Here is a 9,773-nt window from a genome sequence, read left to right on the forward strand (position 1 = left end):
CGGATCCGGCTCAGGCTCCTCGGTCGGATCCGGCTCAGGCTCCGTGGGGTCCGGCTCAGGCTCCGTGGGGTCCGGCTCAGGCTCGGTCGGGTCCGGCTCAGGCTCGGTCGGATCCGGCTCAGGCTCGGTCGGATCCGGCTCAGGCTCCGTGGGGTCCGGCTCAGGCTCGGTCGGGTCCGGCTCAGGCTCCGTGGGGTCCGGCTCAGGCTTGCCATCGTCGTCGTTGTCGCCCGGCTTGTCTCCGCCGTCGTCGTCCGGTTTGTCGTTGCCGCCCGGCTTATCGCCGCCATCGTTGCCGCCCGGCTTATCATCGCCGTCCGGGTTGTCCGTGGGCTTTGGGCCATCGCTCGGTTCGCCGGTAGGCGCGGGACCATTGGAATCCGGCAGTCCGCCGTCGCCTTGCGCTTCAGTTACGTCCGGCCCAGGTCCGGCCGTGTCTACCGACTCGACCTCACCCTTGTCATAGGCCTCGATCCACTCCATGACCTTGTGCACATAGGCCGCAGAGTTGTTGTAACGCCGCAAGGCCGAACTCAAGCCATAGTCGGTGGAAAGGTCGCCGCCGCCGAAGCACAGGTACTTCGCTGCACTCAGCGTCGCATCGAACACGTTGTGCGGATCGGCGGCTCCGTCGCCGGCCGCGTCCACACCAAACGCCTTCCAGGTTCCGGGGATGAACTGCATCGGGCCGACTGCGCGGTCCCATGTCGAGTCAGCGTCCCAGTGCCCGCCGTCGGTATCCGGAATCGCCGCAATTCCGGGCCCACCGTTCAGCACCGGCCCGAGGATCCGCGGCTGCGTATCGCCCTGCTCGGTGGCCTGGCCGCCACGGGCGTGACTCGACTCGACCTTGCCTACCCCGGCCAGGATCTGCCAGCGAATGTTGCAACTGGCCTGCCGTTCGTTCCAGGACTCCGCAGCCTGCTGGTACGCCTCTAGGACGAGCCCCGGGATCCCTAGGTCTCCCACGGAGCCACCGCTCAATCCGGTGCCCAGATCTGCGGATGACGAGTTCCCCTCTTCGGGGTCCGAACCCGAGCCGACATCCTCGTCCTCATCGACCTGGGTGACCGACGCAGACGCCGTCTCCGCGTCCACCAGATCGGGGTCGCTACCCAGGTTCCGTGTCTGTGAGCTCATCGTCGGTACGTCGCTCAAGGACGTACCGTTCGCCACCGGCGTCGTCCGGTCATCTACCGGCTCCGGTACCGCGTCACCTCTCCCTAGGCAGAAAACACTCGCAACCGCCACCAGACCTATCGTCACTCGTGGTGCACGCCGCACGCAGACCTCCGCTTTTGTCCGCAGCCGTACGCCCCCCGGCACAGGCACAACTCAAACCCTTGAGTCACGAGCTTGTCACGATTGGTCGCACTTCGCTACCCATGCGCCACATGAACTACTTGAACATCTTGCGAACTACACACCGCCTACATGCTGAACGCTCGAAAGGGCCGGAGAAGCTCATCGGCCGATCTTCCGGAGGCGCAGACACACGCAACCAGCACGGAAAGCCACCCGCCGGAGGCGTGAGAGGCCGACGAATTCTCCGGCCCACCCAGCGCAACCAGAACGAGGTCGAGCCGAGGGCCCTAGTGTGCCGCTTCCTGCCAGGTCCGCCCAGACCCGACCGACACCTCGAGCGGCACCCGCAGCTCGTATGCCGCACCCATTTCGCGCCGCACTAGCTCCTCGACGGCGCTGCGCTCTCCCGATGCGACCTCGAGCACGAGCTCGTCGTGAACCTGGAGCAGCATCCGAGACCTCAGGCCTTCCGCGTTCAGCGCACGCTCAACGCCGAGCATGGCGACCTTGATGATGTCGGCCGCGGAGCCCTGGATGGGGGCGTTCAGCGCCATCCGCTCGGCCATCTCACGACGCTGCCGATTCTCGCTGGTGAGATCCGGTAGGTATCGGCGGCGCCCCAGCATCGTCTCGGTCCAGCCCTCGCCGGCCGCCCGCTGCACCACCTCGCGCAGGTAGTCACGCACGCCGCCGAACCGCTCGAAGTACTCGTCCATCAAGGTCTGTGCCTCGGCGACCCCGATGGTCAGCTGCTTCGACAGGCCGTAAGCGGACAGCCCATACGCCAAGCCGTAGTTCATGGCCTTGATCTTCGCCCGCATCTCCCCCGTGACGTCGTCGGCGGCGACGTTGAACACGCGGGCGGCCGTCTCCGAGTGGAAGTCCGTACCCGAGGCGAACGCGTCGATCAGTCCCTCGTCCTCGGAGAGGTGCGCCATGATGCGCATCTCGATCTGGCTGTAATCGGCGGTCAGCAGGCTCTCGTAGCCGTCGCCGACGACGAATGCCTCCCGGATGCGACGGCCTTCCGCCGTTCTGATCGGGATGTTCTGCAAATTGGGGTCGGTGGACGATAGCCGCCCGGTGGCGGCGATGGTCTGGTGAAATGTGGTGTGAATGCGGCCGTCGTCGGCGGTGGACTTCAGCAGACCTTCGACGGTGACCCGCAGCTTCGACGCGTCACGGTGCCGCAGCAGCGCTTCCAGGAACGGATGCTCGGTCTTCACGAAGAGGTCGGCCAGCGCATCGGCATCAGTGGTGTATCCGGTCTTGGTCCGCTTCGTTTTCGGCATGTCGAGCTCTTCGAACAGGACGACCTGCAGCTGCTTCGGGGAGCCCAGGTTGACCTCGTGCCCGATCGCGTCATAGGCGTCCGAAGCCGACCGCGATACCGCGCCCGCGAAAGACGACTCGAGCTCTTCCAGGTAGCTGACGTCAACTGCGACGCCCTTGCGCTCCATGCCCGCAAGGACGCTCACCAACGGCAGCTCCACCTCGTCCAGCAGCTTGCGCCCGCCACGTTTGCCGAGCTCGGCGTCGAGAGCGTCGGCAAGGTCAAGCACGGCCCGCGCGCGTACGGCCTCGTCGAGGCCGAGCTGTTCCTCGTCGCCGCCGTCGAGCGAGAGCTGAACCTCGGACGCACCCGCACTGTCCATCCGCAGCTCCCGGCCGACGAAGCGCTGTACCAGGTCCGCTAGATCGTACGACCGCTGGCCTGGCAGCGCGATGAAGGCGGAGATCGTGGTGTCGGCGGCCAGCCCGGCGACCGGCCAGCCACGCGCGGTGAGCGCGTGCAGCGGTCCCTTGGCCTCGTGCATCACCTTGGGCCGCTCCGGGTCGGCGAACCACTGCGCCACCGCGGTGTCGTCCTCGGGACTGAGCTTGGCGGTCTCGAACCATGCGCCGGCGCCATCTGCCGTCGCGAGCGCCACCTCGGTCACGTCGCCCGTGGCACGCATCCAGGTGCCTCGCACCGACACGCCGGTACGCCCGGACGCCGCATGCTCGGCCAGCCAACCCGCGACGTCGCCAGGCTCCAGCCGCTCGGCGTCGACCTCGTATCCGCCGCCCGACTCAGGTTCTGTGGGGTCAAGGTACTCGTACAGCCGATCACGGAGAACCCTGAACTGCAGAGTGTCGAAGAGCTGGTGTACCTCCTCGCGATCCCACGGCTGGCGGGCCAGGTCATCGATGTGAACATCGAGCGGGACGTCCCGAATCAGCTCGGTGAGCTGACGGTTGGTCATGACCTGACCCAGATGCGCCCGCAGCGCGTCGCCGACTTTGCCCTTGACCTCGTCGGCGCGAGCGACGAGCTCGTCCAGCGATCCGAACTGAACCACCCATTTGGCCGCGGTCTTCTCGCCGACGCTCGGGATGTTCGGCAGGTTGTCCGATGGGTCGCCGCGCAGAGCGGCGAAGTCGGGATACTGTGCCGGGGTCAGACCGTATTTGTCCTGCACAGCCTCGGCTGTCATGCGCGTCAGGTCCGAGACCCCCCGCCGCGGGTATAGGACCGTGACATGCTCGTTCACCAGCTGGAAGGTATCGCGGTCCCCGGTGCAGATGAAGACATCCACACCCTGCGCCTCGGCCTGGCTGGCCAGTGTGGCGATGACATCGTCCGCTTCGAAGCCGTCCTTCTCGACGAACGGAATGCGCAACGCCGTCAGGACCTCCTTCACCAGGTCGATCTGTCCCTTGAACTCATCAGGCGAGCTGCTGCGGTTGGCCTTGTACTCGGGGAACTTCTCGCTGCGGAATGTCTGCCGGGAGACGTCGAACGCCACGGCCACGTGCGTCGGCGCTTCGTCTCGCAAGACGTTGATCAGCATCGAGGTGAACCCGTACACACCCTCGGTGTGCTGCCCGGTGGTCGTGACCAGGTTCGCGTCCTTCAGCGCATAGAACGCCCGATACGCGAGCGAATGACCATCGAGCAAGAGCAACCGCGGGGTCTCAACAACATCAGCCACGGCGCTACCTTAGTCCGAGGCAATGACAATGTCGCCCAGCTGTTCGGACCCGGGGCGATCCCGCCATGAGAACCTTCAAGGCAAGGAGGACTCCGCTCCCGTCCACACGCCTTAGCGGGCGCCGCGGAGAGCAGGGTTCGGCCCGCAAGACCGCCTCCGCCGCGAATGCCGGTGCTGGGCGGTCAGCCACTCTGCGGCAGGATCTCTTTTCATGAACCATGCGCAGCCGGACGAGCGACAGACCCCGATCACCTTGGCGGACATCCCACGATCGGCGATGGACGAGCGGATGGGCATCATCTACCTGGAAGGCTCGACGGAGCAGGTCGTGGCGCGGATGCCCGTGGAGGGCAACACCCAGCCAGTCGGCCTGCTCCACGGCGGCGCGTCATGCGTACTCGCCGAGAGCGTAGGGTCGATGGCCGCCACGTTGCACGCCATGCCGGACCGGTTTCCCGTCGGCGTCGACATCAACGCCACGCACCACCGCGGCGTCCGGGATGGCCACGTGACCGCGACTGCCACACCCGCGCATCGCGGCCGGACGTTCGCCACATACGACGTCGTCATCACCGACGACGCGGGGCAGCGCGTCTGCACCGCGCGGATCACCTGCTATCTGCGCCTGGTTGAAGAGTGACCACCCCGGGTACTCCAGTCACCACCACGTATCGGTCTGGAAACATCTGCGTGGGCGGAAGGGTCGCGATACAGCGCTGCGCTTCCGGCCGGTTATGCTCGCCCAACCGTTTTAATCCACACACATGGTGCTGAAGACGCCATCGCGCGGATACTTGAGGGTAGTCACGAGCGATCCTCAGTGACAGAAGGGAGCTGGCACCCCATGACAGCACCGAGCACAGCGCACGATTTGTTCGCCGATGTCCCCCGGAAACCGGGGGCGCCGAAGCGAGATCCTATTCTGGTGGCCGACAACGTCGTCCGCCGCTTTGGCGGGCTCACCGCGGTCGACGTCGAGCACGTCGAGATTCAGCGCGGCGCTATCACTGCGTTGATCGGCCCCAATGGCGCGGGCAAGACTACCTTCTTCAACCTCCTCACCGGGTTCGACCGAGCACAAACCGGCAAATGGGCGTTTGAGAGCCACCAGCTGGCCGGACAGCCTCCCTACCGAATCGCCAGGGCGGGACTGGTCCGCACCTTTCAGCTCACCAAGGCGCTCACGCGGTTGTCCGTCATGGAGAACATGCGGCTCGGCGCCACCGATCAGCTCGGTGAGCGAGCGTGGCGGGCGCTGCTGCCGTGGCTGTGGAATAAGCAGGAGAAGACGGTCACGGAACGCGCGGAACAGCTGCTCACCCGTTTCAAACTCGATCACATGCGCGGCGAGTACGCAGGAGAGCTCTCTGGCGGACAGCGCAAACTTCTTGAGATGGCACGCGCGCTCATGGCCGAGCCCACTCTGGTCATGTTGGACGAGCCCATGGCCGGCGTGAACCCGGCGTTGACGCAGTCCCTGCTGGGACACGTCAAAGATCTTCGCGACATGGGGATGACGGTACTGTTCGTCGAGCACGACATGGACATGGTGTGTGACATCTCCGACTGGGTGATCGTTATGGCCCAGGGGCGAGTCGTGTCCGAGGGTCCTCCGGACGCCGTCATGGCCGATCCTGTCGTCATCGATGCCTATCTCGGCTCTCACCACGATGCGCCACTCACCGAGGCTGAGGAGGAGCGTCAACTGGCCGAGATAGAGGCCGATCTCATCGACGACGACGTAAGCGCCGCGACGGTGAACGGAGACGACTCGCCGCCGTCATCCAGCGACACACCACCGCCGTCAGGCCGCGCCTCGTCGTCCGGTGCCGAGTCATCATCCAGCGCGGACGCGACTGAGACGCCAGCCGGCAAGGAGACACGATGAGCGGGACCGAATCCGTCGGCGCCGACCGCAGTGAGCACCTCAAAAGCGCGGAAGGCTCGCTCATCCGCGCTGACGAGTTGGTGGCCGGTTACTTCACCGGTGTGAACATCCTTCAGGGCACCGATCTGTATATCAACGAGGGCGAACTGGTCGGCATCATCGGCCCAAACGGCGCCGGTAAGTCCACGTTGCTCAAGGCGATCTTCGGGCTGCTGAAGATCACGTCCGGCACGGTCACTCTCCGGGGTGAGGACATCGTCGGTCTCAAGGCGAATGAACTCGTCTCGCGCGGCATCGGCTTCGTCCCGCAGACGAACAACATTTTTCCCTCTCTCACCATCGCCGAGAACCTGCAGATGGGGCTGTACCAGAACCCGGGGAGATTCGAGGAGAGATTCGAGTTCGTCGTGTCGCTCTTCCCCGCCCTCGCGGACCGCCGCAGCCAGCGGGCCGGATCGCTCTCGGGTGGCGAACGACAGATGGTGGCCATGGCACGAGCACTGATGGCCGAACCGGCGGTTCTGCTGCTCGACGAGCCATCGGCGGGCCTGTCACCAGCGCTGCAAGACGAGGTGTTCATCCTCGCCCGGCGTATCAACCGCGCCGGAGTGTCGATGATCATGGTGGAGCAGAACGCCCGCCGGTGTCTGCAGATCTGCGACCGTGGCTACGTTCTCGACCAGGGCCGCAACGCCTACACCGGCGCAGGCGCCGATCTGTTGCACGACCCGAAGGTGATCGAGCTGTACCTCGGCACTCTCGCGCGAGTGTGACTCAGTCCGATGCGTATCGCAAGGTCACCTCTAGATCACATCTGCGTGTCGCCGGCACGCAAGCGCTAGCGCCCGCATAAGTGCAGGTGTAGCGTCCCGTTCACGAATCCATGTACGGAGGGGAAGGAAAGCGATGAGACGCACTGTATTTCTCAGAAGTGCAGCAGCAGTCGCGGCGCTCACGCTCACGCTCGCCGCCTGTGGCGACGACGACGACGGCGATGAGACCGAGACGGACGGCGCAGCTGAAGAGACGCCGGCCGAAGAGGAGCCGGCCGAAGAGGAGGAAGAGCCCGAAGACGAGGGCGAGGAGGACGCCGAAGTGCCGGAGGTCGATCGTCCCGGCCGTGACGACGTCCTCAACATCGGCTATGTCCTGCCCGAGTCCGGGCCGTTGGCCTTCCTCGGTGCGCCGATGATCACCGGTGTCCAGATGGCCGTCGAAGAGATCAACGAGGCGGGCGGCGTCAACGGCAACGATGTGACCCTCGCGAGCGGAGACGAGGCCGGCGACGCCCCCATCGCACAGCAGGCCGCCGCGCAGCACATCAACGGCGGCGCGGACGCCGTCGTCGGCGCGGCAGCATCCGGGATGTCGCAGGAGATCATCCAGATGCTGTTCGACAACCAGATCGTGCAGTGTTCTGGGTCCAACACATCACCTGAGTTCAGCGATCAGGAGAACAACGGCTTCTACCATCGCACCGTGCCGCCGGACGAGGCCGTCAGCCCCGTCATCGTCGACGAGTTGCTGAACGACGGTCATCAGAACATCGCCATCGCCGCGCGTGCAGACGACTACGGCGTGTCGCTCGCCGACCTGGTGCAGGACGGTGTCGAGGCTTCCGGGGGCACTGTGGTGTCGCGGAACGATTACGACCCCAATACGACGGACTTCTCGGCTGAGGTCTCGGACATCACCGGGGCGAACGCGGACGCGGTCGTGTTGGTCTCCTTCGGCGAGGCCGCGACCCTCATCAGGCAGCTGATCGAGTCAGGCCTCTCCGCCGACCAGCTGTACGGCAGCGACGGCTTGTTCGGCCCGACACTGACCGACGACGTGAACCCGGACGACCCGAGCTTCATCGCGGGTATGAAGGTGATCGGTGCCGCTGGTGGTGAGGAGTTCAACACGCGCCTCGAGGAAGCGCTGCCATCGGGCGAGTCCGGCAACTACATCTACGGCGGCCAGACGTACGACTGCGTGGTCACCATCGCCCTTGCCGCGATCTCCGCCGACTCCACCGACCCGGTCGACTTCAACGACACCATCGTGGATGTCACCAGGGAAGGTACCGAGTGCACGAGTTTTGAGGAGTGCAGCGCACTCCTGGAGGACGGAGCGGACATCGACTACAACGGTGCCAGCGGCCCGCTTGAGATGGAGGGATCGGATCCGACGTTCGGCCGGTACGCCATCGCCGAGTTCCAGGACGACGGCTCCCTAGAAGTCGTCCGAGACCAGGACCTCGATCTCGGCGACCTCAACTGATTCACACACAGCTGCCACGGTGATGCGCCCGGCACCCTGACAAACCGGTACCTGGCGCATCACCGGCAACGCTGAGTAGCGTCGGTTCACGCAGCATGTGGGCCGGGACCTGTCGAAGGTCCCGGCCCACATGCATGTGCGCCACTATGTGCGCAATGGTTTGATCCGATGCGCTCTCACCTCAAGATGGCCATGGATGGGCCAAGCTAACGAGCCCCGAGGACCATCTCCTTCTTGTTGCCAAGAATGCCCTGTGGGCGGAAGATCATCAGCAGCATGAGGGCCAAGCCCACAAAGGTGAGGACCGTCGCTCCGGTGGAACCTCCCCCGGACATGAATTCCGGGAGCAGGTCAGCTCGGGCAGCTTGCCGGAGTGCCGTGCTGATGGCGCTGAACAAGAACCAGAACAGCACCGCGCCGATCAGCGGCCCGAACCGCGAAGCGGCACCACCCAGGATCAAGATCACATACGCATAGAAGGTGACCTGGGGCTGGTAGGTGTCGGCGTTCACGGTCTGGCTGCCCAACGAGAACATGATGCCGCCGGCGGCGCCGATGGACCCGCCGAGCATCAAGCTCTGCAGCTTGTAGCTGAACACGTTCTTGCCGAGAGAGCGCGCCACTTCCTCGTCTTCGCGAACGGCCTTCACCACCCGACCCCACGGGCTGCGCATCAGCAGGATCACGACGACGGTCGCCAGCAGGGCGACACCCCATGTCACGAGCAAGGTCCACAGCTGCCCGTGCGGGTACGAGACCCGGCCGACGCCATAGGTACCCACCGGGATCGGGTTGATGTCCTGGAACTCTGGCGCAATCGACTGCAGGCCGAGCGGCCCGCCGGTCACATCCCCAGCGGAGCTGGATCGGACGATCAGCCGGAGCACCTCGGCGACGGCGATCGTCGTAATCGCGAAGTAATCAGCGCGGAGCCTCAGCGTGGGGACACCTACGATCAGGGCAAGGACGAGTGCACCGCCCAGTCCCACCAGAATCCCCAACCACAACGGCCCACCGTAGGTCACCGTGGTGATGCCGACTCCGTAGGCGCCGACAAGCATGAAGGCGACCTGGCCGAAGTTGAGCAGGCCGGTGAATCCGAAGTGGACATTCAGGCCGATCGCCAGCAACGCGTAGGCAGCGGCTTGGGGGCCGAGACCAGTACGCAGGCCATTGGTGAATACGCCTATCCAATCCAACGTCGCGCTCCTATCCGACCCGCTCGCGGTGGCCAAGGATGCCTTGCGGCCGTACCAGCAAGACCACGATCAAGGCCAGCAGTGCCCACATGAACTTCAGCTCCGACGGGAACCACAGCACGGACAGCTCGGTGACCAGGC

At 65.2% G+C, this 9,773-nt stretch carries 7 protein-coding genes; 4 read left to right on the top strand and 3 right to left on the bottom strand.

Annotation, left to right across the window (positions count from 1 at the left end):
• Both ELR45_RS02485 and polA read right to left on the bottom strand, forming a co-directional pair.
• Positions 1-1,140, bottom strand: a 1,140-nt coding sequence (locus ELR45_RS02485; protein ID WP_240759092.1) for a lytic transglycosylase domain-containing protein, incomplete at its 3' end; no start/stop codon positions are given.
• A gap of 452 nt (positions 1,141-1,592) precedes the next feature.
• Complete coding sequence (gene polA, locus ELR45_RS02490; protein WP_240759093.1) at positions 1,593-4,280, bottom strand: DNA polymerase I; 2,688 nt, start codon at positions 4,278-4,280, stop codon at positions 1,593-1,595.
• Positions 4,281-4,557: 277 nt separating this feature from the next.
• Here polA and ELR45_RS02495 point away from each other — a divergent pair, with 277 nt between their 5' ends.
• From ELR45_RS02495 to ELR45_RS02510, 4 genes are all read left to right on the top strand, one after another.
• Positions 4,558-4,920 (top strand): PaaI family thioesterase, encoded by a 363-nt coding sequence (locus ELR45_RS02495; protein WP_420813799.1) that lies wholly within the window; start codon positions 4,558-4,560, stop codon positions 4,918-4,920.
• A 204-nt stretch (positions 4,921-5,124) separates the two neighbouring features.
• Entirely contained in the window at positions 5,125-6,168 is a 1,044-nt protein-coding gene (locus ELR45_RS02500; RefSeq protein ID WP_129663132.1) for an ABC transporter ATP-binding protein, read from the top strand.
• Positions 6,165-6,941 (top strand): ABC transporter ATP-binding protein, encoded by a 777-nt coding sequence (locus ELR45_RS02505; RefSeq protein ID WP_129663134.1) that lies wholly within the window; start codon positions 6,165-6,167, stop codon positions 6,939-6,941. The genes ELR45_RS02500 and ELR45_RS02505 overlap by 4 nt, the downstream gene beginning before the upstream one ends.
• A 133-nt stretch (positions 6,942-7,074) precedes the next feature.
• On the top strand, positions 7,075-8,433 hold the full coding sequence (locus tag ELR45_RS02510; RefSeq protein ID WP_129663136.1) for an ABC transporter substrate-binding protein: 1,359 nt from the start codon (positions 7,075-7,077) through the stop codon (positions 8,431-8,433).
• Between the two features lie 206 nt (positions 8,434-8,639).
• On the opposite strand, the gene ELR45_RS02515 is transcribed toward ELR45_RS02510, so the two are convergent.
• The gene (locus ELR45_RS02515; RefSeq protein WP_129663138.1) at positions 8,640-9,632 is read right to left on the bottom strand and encodes a branched-chain amino acid ABC transporter permease; all 993 of its coding nucleotides are present in this window, start codon (positions 9,630-9,632) and stop codon (positions 8,640-8,642) included.
• Positions 9,633-9,773: the final 141 nt, after the last annotated feature.

The organism is Phytoactinopolyspora endophytica, assembly GCF_004138495.1.
Taxonomy (GTDB): Bacteria; Actinomycetota; Actinomycetes; order Jiangellales; family Jiangellaceae; genus Phytoactinopolyspora; species Phytoactinopolyspora endophytica.

Bases quoted from the DNA above. Each gene is read 5' to 3' on its own strand.
- ELR45_RS02495 (WP_420813799.1), top strand. From the start codon at position 4,558: ATGGACGAGCGGATGGGCATCATCTACCTGGAAGGCTCGACGGAGCAG.
- ELR45_RS02500 (WP_129663132.1), top strand. From the start codon at position 5,125: ATGACAGCACCGAGCACAGCGCACGATTTGTTCGCCGATGTCCCCCGG.
- ELR45_RS02505 (WP_129663134.1), top strand. From the start codon at position 6,165: ATGAGCGGGACCGAATCCGTCGGCGCCGACCGCAGTGAGCACCTCAAA.
- ELR45_RS02510 (WP_129663136.1), top strand. From the start codon at position 7,075: ATGAGACGCACTGTATTTCTCAGAAGTGCAGCAGCAGTCGCGGCGCTC.